Annotated in this window: 16 protein-coding genes, 1 pseudogene and 1 CRISPR repeat array; of the genes and pseudogenes, 8 read left to right on the forward strand and 9 right to left on the reverse strand. The window is 71.2% G+C overall.

Features of this window, described 5'->3' with window-relative positions; genetic code table 11:
* Window positions 1–32: 32 nt before the first annotated feature.
* Window positions 33–1,367 carry a YeeE/YedE family protein gene (locus EV372_RS22520; RefSeq protein ID WP_130397646.1) on the reverse strand — a complete coding sequence of 445 codons (1,335 nt, stop codon included), beginning with the start codon at window positions 1,365–1,367 and terminating at the stop codon, window positions 33–35.
* Between the two features lie 836 nt (window positions 1,368–2,203).
* Here EV372_RS22520 and EV372_RS22525 point away from each other — a divergent pair.
* Window positions 2,204–2,494: a hypothetical protein gene (locus EV372_RS22525; protein WP_253792957.1), complete on the forward strand. Its 291-nt coding sequence runs from the start codon at window positions 2,204–2,206 to the stop codon at window positions 2,492–2,494.
* 8 nt (window positions 2,495–2,502) lie between these two features.
* Here the strand turns inward: EV372_RS22525 and EV372_RS22530 are convergent, their stop codons facing one another.
* On the reverse strand, window positions 2,503–3,429 hold the full coding sequence (locus tag EV372_RS22530) for a universal stress protein (RefSeq protein ID WP_130397647.1): 927 nt from the start codon (window positions 3,427–3,429) through the stop codon (window positions 2,503–2,505).
* A 238-nt stretch (window positions 3,430–3,667) separates the two neighbouring features.
* The gene (locus EV372_RS22535; protein ID WP_130397648.1) at window positions 3,668–3,868 is read right to left on the reverse strand and encodes a hypothetical protein; all 201 of its coding nucleotides are present in this window, start codon (window positions 3,866–3,868) and stop codon (window positions 3,668–3,670) included.
* 243 nt (window positions 3,869–4,111) lie between these two features.
* On the opposite strand from EV372_RS22535, the pseudogene EV372_RS29255 reads away from it, so the two are divergent.
* Window positions 4,112–4,699: pseudogene (locus tag EV372_RS29255) on the forward strand (helix-turn-helix domain-containing protein); the annotation flags it as partial.
* A gap of 11 nt (window positions 4,700–4,710) precedes the next feature.
* On the opposite strand, the gene EV372_RS22545 reads toward EV372_RS29255, so the two are convergent.
* Complete coding sequence (locus EV372_RS22545; protein ID WP_130397649.1) at window positions 4,711–5,139, reverse strand: MarR family transcriptional regulator; 429 nt, start codon at window positions 5,137–5,139, stop codon at window positions 4,711–4,713.
* A 14-nt stretch (window positions 5,140–5,153) separates the two neighbouring features.
* Here EV372_RS22545 and EV372_RS22550 point away from each other — a divergent pair, with 14 nt between their 5' ends.
* Complete coding sequence (locus EV372_RS22550) at window positions 5,154–5,963, forward strand: Rossmann-fold NAD(P)-binding domain-containing protein (protein ID WP_486484026.1); 810 nt, start codon at window positions 5,154–5,156, stop codon at window positions 5,961–5,963.
* 371 nt (window positions 5,964–6,334) lie between these two features.
* On the opposite strand, the gene EV372_RS22555 is transcribed toward EV372_RS22550, so the two are convergent.
* Entirely contained in the window at window positions 6,335–6,889 is a 555-nt protein-coding gene (locus EV372_RS22555; RefSeq protein ID WP_130397650.1) for a pentapeptide repeat-containing protein, read from the reverse strand.
* Between the two features lie 319 nt (window positions 6,890–7,208).
* On the opposite strand from EV372_RS22555, the gene EV372_RS22560 reads away from it, so the two are divergent.
* Window positions 7,209–7,418, forward strand: coding sequence for a winged helix-turn-helix transcriptional regulator (locus EV372_RS22560; RefSeq protein ID WP_130397651.1), 210 nt, complete (start codon window positions 7,209–7,211; stop codon window positions 7,416–7,418).
* Window positions 7,419–7,454: 36 nt separating this feature from the next.
* Here EV372_RS22560 and EV372_RS22565 read toward each other — a convergent pair whose 3' ends face one another.
* Both EV372_RS22565 and EV372_RS22570 read right to left on the reverse strand, forming a co-directional pair.
* Complete coding sequence (locus EV372_RS22565) at window positions 7,455–8,039, reverse strand: HD domain-containing protein (protein ID WP_130397652.1); 585 nt, start codon at window positions 8,037–8,039, stop codon at window positions 7,455–7,457.
* 11 nt (window positions 8,040–8,050) lie between these two features.
* Window positions 8,051–9,169 carry a helix-turn-helix domain-containing protein gene (locus tag EV372_RS22570; RefSeq protein WP_486484027.1) on the reverse strand — a complete coding sequence of 373 codons (1,119 nt, stop codon included), beginning with the start codon at window positions 9,167–9,169 and terminating at the stop codon, window positions 8,051–8,053.
* 493 nt (window positions 9,170–9,662) lie between these two features.
* Between EV372_RS22570 and EV372_RS22575 the strand changes: the two genes are divergently transcribed.
* Entirely contained in the window at window positions 9,663–10,796 is a 1,134-nt protein-coding gene (locus EV372_RS22575; RefSeq protein WP_130397654.1) for a methyltransferase domain-containing protein, read from the forward strand.
* Between the two features lie 109 nt (window positions 10,797–10,905).
* On the opposite strand, the gene EV372_RS22580 is transcribed toward EV372_RS22575, so the two are convergent.
* Window positions 10,906–11,226: a MazG nucleotide pyrophosphohydrolase domain-containing protein gene (locus EV372_RS22580; RefSeq protein WP_130397655.1), complete on the reverse strand. Its 321-nt coding sequence runs from the start codon at window positions 11,224–11,226 to the stop codon at window positions 10,906–10,908.
* Between the two features lie 363 nt (window positions 11,227–11,589).
* A CRISPR array of direct repeats spans window positions 11,590–11,984; the repeat unit is 28 nt; unit sequence TGAGCCCCGCGCACGCGGGGATGGACCG.
* Between the two features lie 81 nt (window positions 11,985–12,065).
* Here EV372_RS22580 and EV372_RS22585 point away from each other — a divergent pair.
* Window positions 12,066–12,602, forward strand: coding sequence for a CYTH domain-containing protein (locus tag EV372_RS22585; RefSeq protein WP_130397656.1), 537 nt, complete (start codon window positions 12,066–12,068; stop codon window positions 12,600–12,602).
* A 78-nt stretch (window positions 12,603–12,680) separates the two neighbouring features.
* Here the strand turns inward: EV372_RS22585 and EV372_RS22590 are convergent, their stop codons facing one another.
* Complete coding sequence (locus EV372_RS22590; RefSeq protein WP_130397657.1) at window positions 12,681–13,244, reverse strand: TetR/AcrR family transcriptional regulator; 564 nt, start codon at window positions 13,242–13,244, stop codon at window positions 12,681–12,683.
* A gap of 92 nt (window positions 13,245–13,336) precedes the next feature.
* On the opposite strand from EV372_RS22590, the gene EV372_RS22595 reads away from it, so the two are divergent.
* Both EV372_RS22595 and EV372_RS22600 read left to right on the forward strand, forming a co-directional pair.
* Window positions 13,337–14,551, forward strand: a complete 1,215-nt coding sequence (locus EV372_RS22595; protein WP_130397658.1) for an MFS transporter — start codon at window positions 13,337–13,339, stop codon at window positions 14,549–14,551.
* Between the two features lie 6 nt (window positions 14,552–14,557).
* Complete coding sequence (locus tag EV372_RS22600) at window positions 14,558–14,740, forward strand: hypothetical protein (RefSeq protein WP_130397659.1); 183 nt, start codon at window positions 14,558–14,560, stop codon at window positions 14,738–14,740.
* The last annotated feature ends 1 nt before the right edge of the window (window position 14,741 follow it).

Consider the following 14,741-nt stretch of genomic DNA (forward strand, 5'->3'; position numbering starts at 1 on the left):
CAGCGGTGCCGCGGCGGCCGCGGCACCCGGGTTCAGCAGACGCTGTCGCCCGGCTTGGGCACGCCCAAGCCGAACAGGCTACGGGCCCGCAGCCCCGTCCAGGTCCCGGCCAGGGCGAAGACCGCCCACAGCCACCCGTGCAGGCTGCCCGAACCGATCCCGGCCAGGTAGGCGCCGATGTTGCAGCCGCCCGCCAGACGGGCGCCGATGCCCATGAGGACGCCGCCCAGGAGCCCGGCGGCGACGAGCTTCCAGCTCAGGCCGGTGTGCAGCTTCCACGCCCCGGCGGCGGCCGCGGCCACGGCGGCGCCGAGGATGATGCCGATGTTGGTCAGGCTGGTCTTGTCCTGGAGCACCGGACCGGCGAGCTGCGCGGCCTGCTGGGGCTGGTTCCAGAACGCCCAGGTCTCGGGGTGCGCGCCCAGCAGCTGGAGCGCCTTGGCGCCCCACAGGTTGAAGGCGGAGGTGACGCCCCAGGCGCCGCCGGAGACCAGCAGCACCGCCGCGCCGAGCACCGACAGCACCAGGGCCCCGGCGATCATGGGCCAGCTGCCCCGGACCACGCGCAGCAGGCCCCGCGCCGAGGGCGGCGTGCCCACGGGCGGCGGTACGCGGCGGTTCTGCACCGCGCGGGTGCCCACGACCACGGCCACGAGCACGGCGATGGTGATCGCCCAGGAGCCGCCCCATCCCACGTGGTCGGAGAGCAGGAACGGCGGCAGCGCGGGCAGGTCGTTGACCAGCGGCCACGCGGCGCTGTAGATGACCGATCCCGCGATGAAGCCGACGAGGGTGATGACGATGGCCGACTGGCCGGAGCCGACCGCGAAGAGCGTGCCCGAGGCGCAGGCGCCGCCCAGCTGCATGCCGATGCCGAACAGGAACGCGCCCAGGAACAGGGCGATGCCGATGGGCCCGGCCGAGGCCTGCGGGTCGTTGCCGAACAGTCCGGTTCCGGTGCCGATGACCAGCGCGAACAGGGTCGCGGTGGTGCCCAGCAGCACGGCGTGCGCGCGCAGGCCGGTGCCGTTGCCCACGGCGAGGAACTGCCGCCAGGCGGAGGTGAAGCCGAACCGGGAGTGGAACAGGGTGAAGCCCAGGCCCGTGCCCAGGAGCAGCAGGACGGCGGGCAGCGCGCCGTGGGTGTTCCACACGTGGGCGGCCAGGCCCACGGACACGGCCAGGGCGATGCCGAGCGGCCACCAGCGGACCGGTTCGGCCTCGGCCGCGCGGGGCTGCGGCACGGACAGGGCCGGCCGCCAGCTCAGGGACAGGGCGGGCGAGACGGGCGCGGCGGCGGCGTCCGGTGCGGTGTCCGCGGGGGCGGGTTCGGTGGCGCCGGGAGGCGCGGAGGGGTGAGTGGTCACGGGGCAGCTGTCCAAACGGTGACGGAGCGGGTGTCGGCCGTGGCCGAACGGTGACGGGACACCGGTACCGCGGGGACGCCGGGCGCGGGGGAGACCGCGCGCGGGGGAAGGGGGACGGGGCCCGGTCAGCGCACGCCGTCGCGGCACCGGCGGCGACAGAGTCCGTCGTCGGTGCTCGTCAGCGACATGGAGATGAGCACCATGCGCAGGAAGCGGGCTTTATCGGACACGGGGCTCAGTGTAGGACAAAGTTTGGTAGGGGTGACGAGAGCGTGACGAAGCGCACGGGCCCCGCTGGCCCGGGGTGCGGGGTGTGCCGTCCCGGAGGCGGTGACGCGTACCGGCGCGCGGCCGGGGCGCGCCGCGGGACGTGCGCGGCATGCGCGCGATCGGCTGGGAGGCGTTGTCCCTGGTGGGGCGGTGTCGGGGCTCGTGGCGCCCGCTCGCCACGGCGGGTGGCCGGGCGGATCCATGTTTACCCGAAGCAGGACGGGTAGACAGGAGGGTGTGCACCTGCGCACCCCGCGGACCACGGGGGCGGCCGTCAAGGCCACGAGGTCCGGGGGGAGCGGCGCGGGTGCGGGGTCGGGCGCCCACGGGGGTGAGCGCGACCGGCCCGCGCCGGACCTCCGCTATCGGGGGATTCGAGAGGGTCCGGCGAGACGCGGGAGCCCCCGCGCGACCAGGTCGCGCGGGGGCTTTTCCCTTTCCGGCTCGGCTGACAGCTACGTGTAGTCACCAAGAGTTGCAATATAACTACTCTTGGTAAACACTGGATGCGTTCCGCCGCCGCGGCCCGTCCGCGGGCCTCCGTCCGAGAAGGAAGATCCCTCCCCATGCCCATGACACTGACGCGTGCCGCCCTCGCCGCGGCCGCCGCCCTGGCCCTGGCCGGGCTGGCCAGCGCCCCCGCCCTGGCCGACGAGGCCAACGCCGAGCCCACCACGGAGCCCTCCTGCGGCAGCCCCCTGGTGCTGCTCTCGCCCGGCGCGCAGGTCGAGGGCAGCAGCTGCTCGGTGGTGAGCACGGTCGAGCAGGAGCTCCAGAGCGTCGGTCCGGGCGGCCTGCTGCCCAGCATGCCCAGCATGGCCGGTATGTCCGGCATGCCCGGCACCGGCTGGGGCTGATCGCGGGCTCAGTCCTCCTCCGCGTGCCGGGGCACCACGACCACGGGCACCGGCGAACTGTGCATCACGCCCTGGCTGACCGACCCCAGCAGCGCGCCGCGCACACCGCCCCGGCCGCGCGAGCCCACGACCACCAGGTCGGCCTCGGCGGCGGCCTCCACCAGCGCGTCCACCGGATTGCGCTGGGTGCGCACGGCGGAGATATCCACGTCGGCGGTGGCGTCGTCCATCACCTCGGCCAGCACGCCTGAGACGAGTTCCTCGGACTGGCGTTCCAGCAGGTCGTCCGGCGGGGTCCACCCCGACTCGGTGAGGGAGGCGGTGGCGAAGGGCAGCGGAACCTCCCAGCTGTGCACCACCACGACCGAGGAGCCCTCCTGGAGCGCGGCCCGGTGCAGGGCGAAGTCCAGCGCGCGCCGGGAGTCCACCGAGCCGTCCACGCCCACCGCGATCCGCAGCGGTCCCGAGGGTCGCGGCGTGCGGCCCTCGGTGCCGGGGACGACGACCACCGGGCAGCGCGCCTTGGCGGCCAGCCGCATTCCGGCCGCCCCCGCCAGCACCGAGCGCACCGGACCCATGCCGCGCGAGCCCACGACCACCAGGTCCCCGCGGCCGGTGCGGTGCAGCAGCGCCAGCGGCGGTTCCTCCAGTCCCAGCGCGGTCTCCACGCGCAGCCCCGGCCGCAGTGAGCGCACGTGCTCGGCGGCCTCCTCCAGGATGCGGCGGCCCTGGGCGGTCATCTCCTCGGTGGGAGGGAAGCGGGTGGGACCGGCGTAGACCGACATCACCAGCGGCATGGACAGGGCGTGCACGATGTACAGGGGTAGCTGCCTGAGTTCGGCCTCCGCCGCGGCCCACTCCAGGGCTCCGCGCGCCGACGCCGATCCGTCGACGCCCACCGCGACCTTGGGGGAGGGGATCGGGTCATCGGCCATGGTTTCCTGCCTTCTCGTCGCGGGACGTGTTCTGCGGGAGGTGGATTCCCCCCATCGCAGAGCGTGCCCTACGGCGGGGGTCCGCACCCGTCGCGGCGGCGGTGTGGCGCGAAAAACGTCCGCATTTCCGCGTGGTTCCCCCGCCCGGGCCGTTCGCTCGGGCGAACTGGTGTGACCGGCGATCCGGCCCCAACGGCACGGCCGGGTGCGGCAAGCACGGAGCGGTCGGCTCGAAGAACTACCGACCCTCGACCTCGCAGGCCGGGGGGTGGCAGTCCACGCAGTCCTCCCGGCACGCGCCGTAGTTCGTCATCGACATCGACTTGCACCGCGTGCACAGCAACCGCTTCCCGCCCGGCGGGTCGTGCCGCCACCGGTGGTGGCCCCGGCGGCAGATCCCGGACGGTTGGATACGGGTGCGGTCTGTGGAGGTCTCCATGGATGCTCACCGTAGCCGTGACGGGACAGCCGGGGAAGGCCGGTCGGCCACAACCCCCTCCCCCGCCCGAGCCCCGCGCACGCGGAGGTGAACCGGAGTCCCAACAGCACCATCGACTACCTGCGCCTCGCTATGACCAGACGTTTCCAGTGAGGGGTGAACGTAGCGGGACATCGGGTCTGACGGCGACGGTAGCAGCGGCGGCGGTCGTGTCCTGGGTGATGAGTTGGGCCGCGCCTACCGATGTGCCCGGCGCAGCAGTTCGAGGACACCGGAAGAGCCAGGGGAGGCGGAGGGAGTGAGCGCCGCCGTGCGCTGTGTGAGGACGTGCGTCGGAGCTGGGCGGTCGGCTCCGTAAGTCCTTCGGGGGGTTGGCCGCGGAGGCGGTGCCGTGGGCCAGTTCCGCCTCGACGCAGGCGAAGGCTCCGCGGTGGCGGACGTGCAGCTGGTCGGTCTGCGGCCAGGTGGTGCGGGCGCGCTCGCCGAGGCGCGCCTCCACGGACAGGCGGGTGTGTTCCGAGGGCGTGGGCATGGCGCCCGCCCTGCCCGGCGAGCCGGGCCCGGGGACGCGGCAGGCTACGGCCTGTCCTTGATCCGCTTCCCTCGATCGGCCTGTCTGCCTTGCCTGTTGCCGCTGCCCGTCCGATCACCCTGCGTGCCGCCGAGCGCGAGCGGCCGAAACTGACGGCCTACGGCCGCAAGACGGGGTACCGGCTGCGGACGCGCGCGCCGATCGTCCCGCAGGCCGCACGCGGACGCTCCAACGCGCGCATCGCCCGGGTGACCGGCCTGCATCTGCACACGGTCCGGTGCTGGCGCGGCCGGTTCGCCGACCAGGGCCATCAGTGTTTCGGGCTCGGTGCTGTTTCGGGGGTGAGCGCGGTTGCCAGGGCGGCGAGGCGGTCACGTTCCTCGGGTGTGAGACGGCTGAACCGGTCGGCGACCGATTCGGCGAAGCGCTCCCGTAGGCGCGCAATCAGCTGTTCGCCCTCCTGGGTGGCCGTTACGCGACTCACCCTGCGGTCCTCGCTGTCGCGCTCCCTCGCCAGCAGCCCCCGCCTCTCCAGCCGGTCGATCATGCCGGTGACATTGGTCCTGTCGCAGCCGAGAGTGGTGGCCAGTTCACTGAAGGACGGCCGATCAGAAGTCAGGACGCACAGCAGCTGGGCCTGCTGAGTGGTCAGGCCGAACTCGCGCCCGATGAGCGCGTAGAGGGCGGCGGCCTCGCGGTGCAGCGTAGTTACGGCGGCAGCGAGGGCATGCGAGGTCATGGGAGACAGTCTAGATGATTGACTTCATCGACAATTTAGGAGAGCATCTCATCTATCGACATCATCACCTTTCGAAGGACTCAGGCATACGCATGAACAACAAGGTCGCAGTCGTGACGGGAGCGTCCCGGGGGATCGGGCGCGCTGTCGCCGAACGGTTGGGGGCGGATGGAGCGCGGGTGATCATCAACTACCACTCGGACGCGGTCGCGGCGAAAGACGCCGTGGCCGCCGTCGAGCGTGCGGGCGGACGGGCCGCCGCAGTGCGGGCCGATGTGCGCGACGCGACGCAACTGAGCTCTCTGTTCGAGGCGGCCGTCACGGAGTACGGCGGGCTGGATGTCCTCGTCAGCAATACGGGGATGGCGCGTCCCTCGTCCCTGGCGGATGCCACGGACGAGGACTTGGAGCTGCACTTGGCCATCAACACCTGGCCCGTCTTCAGAGCCCTGAAGGAGGCCGCACTCCACATGCGCGACGGCGGGCGGGTCGTCGTGATCTCCAGCGGTGCGACCGTCGTGGCTCATCCCGGCGCGGGCCTCTACGCCGCGAGTAAAGCGGCGGCTGAGCAACTGGCCCGGACGGCGGCACACGAACTCGGACCGCGCGGAATCACGGTGAACAGCGTGCTGCCCGGCGCTACCCGCACCGATGCCCTGCAAGCTCAGATGCCGGCTGACGTGGCCGCGTCCATCCGCAGCCAGACGCCCCTCGGTCGCCTGGGCGCGCCGGCCGACATCGCGTCGGTGGTCGCGTTCCTGGCCTCGGACGAAGGCGCATGGATCAACGGACAGACCATCCACGCGAGCGGTGGCCTCTTCTGAGGTGCCCCGGCAGCTGTTGCCCTTCCATGCCTGATGGCGGCGTCTTCGCTGGTCAGGAACGGAGTCGCTGAACCGTGGAAGTCGTGGCCCGTGCGGCTTGACGGCGCAGCAGCACGTTCCCGCGCTCCGACCCACCGACCCGCCCGCTGGAGTACTCCCCGCCATCAAGGAGAGACATGTCCGCCCCCTGGCCGGAAGCCCGACCGAAGCGACCACGCCGTGAGCCCCGCACGCGGGGATGGACCGGCCCTGCCCAACCGGCCCACGATCCCCGGGCATGAATGCCCGTGGCGGTATAGGAGATGGTGTTGGAGGGTAGCCCGTTGGCGCGTCAAGCCAGTCCGGACTCCAGGGCTGTTTCTCCGGGCCGGTTACAACGGCACCTCGGCCACGGTCAGGTCCAGGTCGCGGACCATGACCTCGCTGAGCTGGCGCAGCTGCATCTCGGTCACTTTGGCCCCGCGCAACGACGCCAGTCCCGACAGTCCTGACAGGTCGCTACCTCTCAGGTCCGCACCGGCCAATGAGGTGTCCCGCAGGTCCACACCGAAGGCGCAGTCGTCGAAGACCGCCTTCCGCAGGTCGCATCCCTCGAAGGCGGCCTCCTTGAACGAGCAGCCCACGAACGCCACGTCACTCACAGCCCTGACCTGGGCCCAAGTGACGTAGTCGAACTGGCAGCCCTCGAAGACCACGTCCCGTAGGGACACCCGCACCAGCGATACACCCATCAGCCTCGATGCGCGGAACCGGCACCGGTCGAAGGTGACGTCCACCAGGCGGTGCGAGGACAGGTCCACGGACCGGAAGTCGGTGTTGGCGACCCTCTCCTCCTCCAGAGGGTTCGGATGCGGCCAGGAGGCCATCGGCGCTTCGTCATCGCTGGGCAGGAGCACGTTCGCGCTCCGGATCCGGGCTGTCTCCATGCAACCTTCCCCGTTCTCGTTGTCCCAGGTGTCGCGGTTGTCGGATCGCCCTGCCTGGGTGCTCGGCCGGGGTTGCCTGGTCAGGTCGGCGACCTCGTAGGACCGTTTCAAGTACGGCGATGACACTGCTCATCGTTCGCACTCCCACCTCCCGACCTAGAACGCGGGCGAGTTCGGCAGTGATGACGAAATCGCGGTAGCGGGTGTCGATGGGAGGTGGTGGGGATGAGCGCAGCCGTGCGCTGTGTGAGGATGTACGCCGAGGCTGAGAGTGCTCGGCATGTCCCGAGTGAAGGTTGCGGCGAGATAACGGCCCGCGTTGTCGCAGGTCGTTAAGCGTGAGCCCCGCGCACGCGGGGATGGACCGTACCAGCACATCGGCCGGGGTTGTGAGCCCCGCGCGCGCATTCTCACGCACCTGGACGCGCACCCGGGAGCGTCCGCCGAGGACATCGGCGAGGCGGTGAGGCTCTCCGCGTCCCGGGTTCGCCGTCAGCTCAAGGTGATCGGCGAGGAACAGCGCGGCTGAACGCGCTGCCCCCGCATGCGGGCGGGGCCTTCCGCGTTACCTCGCGGGCTTGGAATCCCGAGCCTCATGCATCCACGCCAGCGAAGCCCGCTCCAGCGCGAGCTTGCCGAGCCGCTGCGCCGACGCCGTTCGCAGTGCTGCCAGGGACGTGTCGATCCACGCCTGGGTGTCCGTGCCCTGTTCCCGGTACTCCACGGCCTGGAGGAGGCACTCCAGCTTGTCAGCGTCCTTGGCGCACACCGCCTCGGCCGTCTCGCGGGCCTCGTACTCGGCCTCCGCGCCGCCGATCAGCCGCGCCAGCCCTTCCGGCATACCCGTCGTCTGGTCGGCGGTCACCTCGGCGTTGGACGCGGCCTTGAGGTAGCGCTTCCCGATGTAGGGGATGTCGGTCAGCCGGGTCTCCTGCGTGTCGTGGAACAGCGCCAGGAACGCCGCCCGCTGCGCATCCGCGCCTTCCAGTTCCGCGATGACCGCGGCCACGACGGCGGTCCGGTGCGAGTGGTCCGCGATCGACTCCGGCGCGGGCACCCCTGCGACCACCCACCCGGTGCGCTTGTAGCGCTTCAGCAGCCCCACCTCGTACAGGTAGTCCAGTGCCCGCACGTCCTGCTCGTCACCCATCGGGGCCCTCTCTAGCGTCGGTGGATCATCCGTAGAGCGTAGAGGACCTCCTCCAACTCTCGCCGTGACCGCGGAGAGAGCGCGGTCGAGTCGAGGATCTGCGACACGGCCCCGAACAGTTCTCCGGCAGCCCGGGTGTCCAACAAGGAGGGCTTGCGGATGATGAGCGCCCACAGGGTGTGGCACACGACGTCGACATAGGGGTTGATCGGGGTGAGGCGCCTGGTGAGGTGCTTGAGCAGTCGGTCGCCGTGCCAAGCATCCAGGTCGAGTTCGACCATGAACGTGTCCGCGAGCTGCGGGTCGCTGATTTCGCCGAGCCAGTACGCCCAGTAGTTCAGGTTCGCGATCTCGCAGGCGTCCGTGCTGATGTGCACGTCGATGAACTCCGGCAGGGCGTCGGTGTCCCCGGTGCGCGCGAGCGAGTGCGCGCCTGAGCGCACGACCACCCACGACGGCGTCCACCCCACCCGGTTGCCGAGACGCCGTTGTTCGGCGCGCTGCATGACCGCGAGCCACTCCACCGTCTCCGAGGAGTCATCGAACCCCGCTACGTAGTGCGCCTGGCGGCGTAGCAGGGCGCCCTCGACGGATTCGTGCGCGGCCTGCTCCGCAGCGGCCTGGAGGTGGTCCACCATGTGGCGGCGCTCGTCCGCGGCCAGACCAGGGCCCGTGCCTGATGGTCCCCGGCGGCGCAGGGGTGCCGCCTCGCGCAGCTCGTTCGGGGTCGTTCCGGTGAACGGCCACGCCACCAGCTCCGTGAACGGTCTCGTGATCACCCAGGTTGCCAGCGGGTGGTTGTCCAGGTCGATGGGTCCGTCGCTGCTGAGCACGTACCCGATGAACCGGTCCGCTTCCAGGCTGGTGTCCAGTTGCGTCAGCAGCCGGGAGGTGGCGCCGAGCCGATACAGCAGGTGGCGTAGCCGCAGGTACGAACCGGCGGGGACCGCCATGAGCGGGCGCCGCCCGGACTCCCACCCCTGGAGCGTGGACACGTCCACCCGGGCCTGCTCGGCGAGCTGTTCCTGGGTGAGGCCGACCGCCTGCCGGATCGTCTTGAGGACGTACCCGGAGACGCGTCCTTCACGGTCGGTATGGGCCTGCGGGGCCGAACCCTGACCGGCGGTCAAGGTTGAGGGTCGGCGCCGCCGTGCCATAGGGAGTTCTCCGGGGGTGACTCGTACCGACGGTCAGTTCTGTGCTGGTGACGTGGTCCGTAGCGTCGTGTCCACGATAGACGGAGGGGAGTCACCGTGGGGCGGACGTCACGACAACAAGGCCGGAACCGGCCCCGGGTGGCCGAACGTAAGACCGAGCGCACCCCCGAGCAGCTGGAGGAGAGCCTCCGGCGCCACAACCCGGTTCCGTCCCCTCGAACCCCTCGAAACGGAGTAGACACATGACCGCGCCCCTCACCCGCGCCCCGCGCCCGACCGTTCCAGCGCCCCACCCGGCCACGCCGTCGCCCAGCTCGCCCACCGCTGACACATGCGGCATGTGCAACGGGCAGAAGGGCCACTGGGAGACGGCCGACGGGGCCTCGCCGGGCAAGGCGATCCGCCGGTGGGTCCCCTGCGCCGGATGCAACGGGCGAGGCACCGTCTGATGGGGCACACCACAGGCATGGACTACGCTCCCCTCGCCGCGTCGCTCGCCGGTCGGCTGCGTGACCGCGGCATCCCCGAGCACATCGCCCGCCTGTTCGTCCGGGTACCGCGCCACCGGTTCCTGCCCGACGTCTACTGGACCACCGACCGCACCCGCGTCGACCGCACCGAAGATCCCGGCACCTGGTTGCGTACCGCCTACACCGACCAGCCGCTCACGACCCAACGCGACGACGGTGCCGAAGGCGGCATGGGCATCCCCTCCTCCTCATCCTCCGCGCCGTCCGTCATGGCGCGCATGCTCACCGCGGCGAGCATCGAGCCGGGTCAGCGGGCACTGGAGGTGGGCACCGGCACGGGGTGGAACGCGGCCCTGCTGTCCGAGCTGCTGGGGTCGCGCAACGTCGCCTCGGTCGAGATCGACGAGCGCCTGGCCGACGCCGCGCGCCGTGCCCTGTACGCCGCCGGGTACTCCCCGGACGTCGTCACCGGTGATGGTGAGCGGGTGCAGACCCGATACCCGGCTTATCACCGGATCATCGCCACGTGCACGGTGTCCGCCGTGCCGTGGCGGTGGTTGGAACAGGTGCGTGGCCGGGGCCGCATCGTCACCCCGTGGTCGCCAACCCCTGGTGCGCCGGGCGGGGTGCTCGCCGTTCTGGACATGAAGGGGGGCGGGGTCGCGGAAGGCCGCTTCGAGGGGTCTCTCAGCTTCATGTGGGCGCGAGGGCAGCGGTGGCCCGGTCAGCCCGCACCGCCCTCGGCCGCGCGCGCCGAGCACAACGACCGGGTCAACGGAGATCCGCGTGAGCCGTGGATGGACGGAGAGCAGGCGCTACTCCTGGCCCTGCTCCAGCCGGAGTGGTCCCACGGCATGGGGATGGAGGACGGTGCTGACGAACCCTATGTCTGGCTGGCGTCCACTCGGTGCGAGTCGTGGGCGCGGGTGCACGCGGACGGACGCGTCGAGCAGGGTGGGGGGCGGCGCCTGGTGGATGAGGCGCGGATGGCGTGGCAGTGGTGGGAGGCACAGGGGCGACCGCCCGTGTCGTCCTTCGGGCTGACCGTGGACCGTGACACCGGACGCCAGACGGTCTGGCTGCACGGGCCCCAGCACGCGGTGTGGTCCACCCATCGGCAGACCCTCTAGACCCCTGCGCACGCGGGGATGGACCGCTACGGGCGACGCTGGTGGTGACGATGTGGCGGTGAGCCCGTGAATAGAAGAGGGACTGCCCGTCGCGGGCAGCCTCTGAAGTTCACGACCAGGTGCGGGTCTCGTTCAGTGCTTCCTTCTCCCGCAGCGCCTGGCTCAGATCGATGCCTTCGCGGTTGGCGATGGCTGCGAGGTAGATCAGCACGTCGGCGAGTTCCTCGCCGAGGCCGCCCACCGTGCTGGTGGGGTCCACGCTGAGCGAGGCACGCTTGCGTACGGCCTTGCACACCTCCCCGGTTTCCTCCGCCAGCTTCAGGGTCTGCTCGACCAGGGTGCTATCGGAGAATCCGCGCTCCACCTCCATTTTCGCCACGTAGCCCTGGATCTGGGCCAGGGTGAGCGGCCGGTCGGGCAGCGGCTCCATAGCGAGATCCCTTCTCGGGGTGCGAGAGCACGGACGCTACCAGCGAGACGAGTGGGGGAGGAGGAGAACAGCTCAGCTCGCGGCCAAGGTGTGATCCAGCCCGGCGCGCAGGAGGCTGCTCATCCGCCGTGCGGCCGCTAGCCGGATGCGGCAACCCCCGCCCGCACCGAGGGCAGGCGGTCTAACGTGGCGGCTATGCGTTCACTTACCCCCCGCCAGTGGACCGGCATCGCCCTCGCGGCCGTGGGGATGAGCGCAGCCGTGCGCTGTGTGAGGATGTACGTCGAGGCTAAGAACGCTCAGCATGTCCCGGGTCGAGGTTGCGGCGAGATAACGGCCCGCGTTGTCGCAGGTCGTTAAGCCTGAGCCCCGCGCACGCGGGGATGGACCAGCACTTCGCCTGATCCGCCCCCGCTGCGCCTCCCTGAGCCCCGCGCACGCGGGGATGGACCGGCCACGACCAGCACGACCAGCGTGGTCGCGGGCTGAGCCCCGCGCACGCGGGGATGGACCGCCGCTCAAAACGGGGCCTCCTCGTCAGACGTGCTGAGCCCTGCGCACGCGGGGATGGACCGGTCATTTGCCGTGGTCACGCCACGTGCTATGGGTGAGCCCCGCGCACGCGGGGATGGACCGGACGGCCGCGAGTCCAAACGCAAGGTCGATGCCTGAGCCCCGCGCACGCGGGGATGGACCGAGGCGGTCGACGGTGGGGTCGGCGTTGTACTCGTGAGCCCCGCGCAGGCGGGGATGGGCCCGTCTTGCGAAACTCCCGCCTGGTGGGGCGCGGTCTCGGTACGCTCGCCGGGACGGTGGTGCCGAGACGCGAGGGGCCTGGGGTGCGGGAGATCGAGACGAAGTACCGGGTGGCCGATCTCGAAGCGCTGCTGGCCGCGCTCGAACAGGCCGGGGTGCGCATGAGCGACCCCGTCTACCAGGACGACCAGGCCTACGCCCCCGCTGGCTGGCGTCCGGAGCTGGGCAAGGTCGGCCACACCTTCGCCCGTCTGCGCACCCAGGGCAGCGTGCACGTGCTCACCACCAAGACCCCGCTGACCAACGCCATGGAGTGCGTCGAGTACGAGACCATCGTCGCCGACCGCGAGCAGATGCACGGCGCCCTGCTGGCGCTGGGCTACGAACCCACGGCGCGCATCGTCAAGCACCGCCGCACCGGCACCGCGGGACCCATCGGGGTGTGCGTGGACCTGGTCGAGGGCCTGGGCGCCTTCGCCGAGCTGGAACTGGTGGTCGATGACGACCGCGACGGCCTGGACGCCCAGGCCGAACTCGACGCGTGGGCGCGAGGGCTCGACGCGGCCCTGGAGCGCACCACCGACACCTACGACACCCTCGTGCGTGCCGCGACGGCCTGACGGTGACGACGGGGCGTCAGCGACTCGAAGGCCACACCCGGGGCAGCGACACCCGCACCGGTGACACCCATCAGCCTCTCACGGGCCGTCTGCCAGGAGTTCACGGAGCAGGCCCTCGACCCACTCCGGAGTGGGGGGCGATGCGGAGAACAGAATCCGGTACATCATGGGCGCGACCACGTGGTCGACCACCGCTTCGGCGTCGGGGACCGGCTCGCCGCGCTCGGTCGCGCGTTCCAGGATGACGCCGATCCGTTCGCGGGTGTACTCGGCGCACTGGCCCGCGTGCGTCGAGTCGTCGCCGCCGGAGAGGACGTCGCGGACGTATCCGCGGCCGGGAGAGGAGGACATCTCCTCCAGGAACTGGAGCGCCCATGCCCTGAGGTCGGACTCCAGGGCGCCGGTGTCCTCGGGCGGGGCCTCGGGGCGCAGGCGTTCGACCGCGACATCGGAGAGCAGGGCCTGGAGGTCTCCCCACCGTCGGTAGACGGTCGAAGGGGTCACTCCGGCGCGCTGGGCGACAAGGGGCACGCTCAGCTCGGCACGTCCGTGCTCGGCGAGCAGCTCTCGGACGGCTGTGTGTACCGACTGCTGGACGCGTGCGCTGCGACCGCCGGTGCGGATCCCCTGGCTCGGACTCATGCCTCCATCTTAACGCACAATATTTGCTTTAGCGGTGACGTGTGGCTACCGTCGTTAAAGCAAACTCTTTGCGTTAGTCCTCCAGGAGAGTCATGCCAGTCACCACCATGCGTCCACCGCCGACCTCCCGCGCCGTGCGGCGTTCCCGCCGCTCGATGGTCCTGCAAGCAGCAGTTCTGATCACCTTCCTGGCCGCTTCCAGCGCGCCCACTCCGCTGTACGCCCTCTACCAGGACACCTGGGGACTGCCCTCCAGCACGCTGACCTTCGTCTTCGGGGTCTACGCCCTGGCGCTGCTCGCGGCACTGCTTCTGGTCGGCCGCCTCTCCGACCATGTGGGCCGACGCCCGGTCGTCCTGGGAGCCATCGCCCTCGAAACGGCCTCCATGGCCGTGTTCCTCGTCGCGGACGGTCCCGGTGCACTGATCGCCGCACGCGTCGTCCAGGGCCTGGCGACCGGGATCGCCACGGGCGCGCTCGGCGCGGGCCTGCTCGACACCTCTCCTGCGCGCGGGCCCCTGGTCAACAGCGTCGCCCCGATCGCGGGCATGGCTGCGGGAGCCCTGGGCTCGGGAGCCCTGGTGCAGTACGCCCCCGAACCGATGCGCCTGGTCTACGTCGTGCTCATCGTGCTCCTGCTGTCGCAAGCGGTCGGGATCCGGGCCCTGGCCGAAACGGCCCCCCGCAGGCCCGGGGCCCTGGCCTCGCTGCGTCCGGCGATCGGCGTCCCCGAACAGGCCCGGAGCGCCATGCTCGTGGCCGCTCCCATCGACATCGCGGTCTGGGCCCTGGGCGGTTTCTACCTCTCCCTGGGGCCCTCACTCACCCGTGCCGTGACCGGATCGACCGCGCCCCTGACCGCGGGGGCCGCCGTCTTCACGCTCACCGTCAGCGGGGCCGCCGCGGTCCTGGTCCTGCGTTCCGCTCCGGCCACCAGAGTCATGCTCATCGGCGCGACGGCCCTGGCGGCGGGGACCGCCATCACTCTGGCAGGTGCACACCTGGGCCTGAGCGCCGCCTTCTTCGCCGGGACGGCGGTGGCCGGAATCGGTTTCGGAGCGGGGTTCCAGGGCGCGGTGCGCACCGTGGTCCCGCTGGCCGCCCCTCACGAGCGGGCGGGACTCATGTCGTCCTTCTACCTCTTGAGCTACCTGGCGATGTGCCTGCCCGCCATCACCGCGGGCATCGCCGTCGACGCCCTTTCCCTGATCACCGTGACCGGCTACTACGGGGCGGCGCTGATCGCGCTCGCGGCCCTGGCGGCCGTCGGCACGTTCATCGTCCACCGTGCCACGCCGAGGAGTTGACCACACGTGCCCGAGCCCTACACACCCGACGACGTAGTCCTGCTCGCCAGCAGGACCCGCCCGCCCCTGACGCCCGACCGCGCGGCACCGATCGCCGCGGCGCTCAACGGCGTACTCTCCGTGACCTCCGCACTGCGCCACGTCGATCTCGGAGAGACTCCCCCCGCCTTCGTCCACGACAAGGAGTAGG

Source organism: Nocardiopsis sp. CNZ308, assembly GCF_004217075.1.

What these genes read in the sequence shown, in the direction of transcription:
- EV372_RS22525 (WP_253792957.1), top strand. Translation starts at nt 2,204, where the DNA reads ATGCCCATGACACTGACGCGTGCCGCCCTCGCCGCGGCCGCCGCCCTG.
- EV372_RS22530 (WP_130397647.1), bottom strand. Translation starts at nt 3,429, where the DNA reads ATGGCCGATGACCCGATCCCCTCCCCCAAGGTCGCGGTGGGCGTCGAC.
- EV372_RS22535 (WP_130397648.1), bottom strand. Translation starts at nt 3,868, where the DNA reads ATGGAGACCTCCACAGACCGCACCCGTATCCAACCGTCCGGGATCTGC.
- EV372_RS22545 (WP_130397649.1), bottom strand. Translation starts at nt 5,139, where the DNA reads ATGACCTCGCATGCCCTCGCTGCCGCCGTAACTACGCTGCACCGCGAG.
- EV372_RS22550 (WP_486484026.1), top strand. Translation starts at nt 5,154, where the DNA reads ATGATTGACTTCATCGACAATTTAGGAGAGCATCTCATCTATCGACAT.
- EV372_RS22555 (WP_130397650.1), bottom strand. Translation starts at nt 6,889, where the DNA reads ATGGAGACAGCCCGGATCCGGAGCGCGAACGTGCTCCTGCCCAGCGAT.
- EV372_RS22565 (WP_130397652.1), bottom strand. Translation starts at nt 8,039, where the DNA reads ATGGGTGACGAGCAGGACGTGCGGGCACTGGACTACCTGTACGAGGTG.
- EV372_RS22575 (WP_130397654.1), top strand. Translation starts at nt 9,663, where the DNA reads ATGGACTACGCTCCCCTCGCCGCGTCGCTCGCCGGTCGGCTGCGTGAC.
- EV372_RS22580 (WP_130397655.1), bottom strand. Translation starts at nt 11,226, where the DNA reads ATGGAGCCGCTGCCCGACCGGCCGCTCACCCTGGCCCAGATCCAGGGC.
- EV372_RS22590 (WP_130397657.1), bottom strand. Translation starts at nt 13,244, where the DNA reads ATGAGTCCGAGCCAGGGGATCCGCACCGGCGGTCGCAGCGCACGCGTC.
- EV372_RS22595 (WP_130397658.1), top strand. Translation starts at nt 13,337, where the DNA reads ATGCCAGTCACCACCATGCGTCCACCGCCGACCTCCCGCGCCGTGCGG.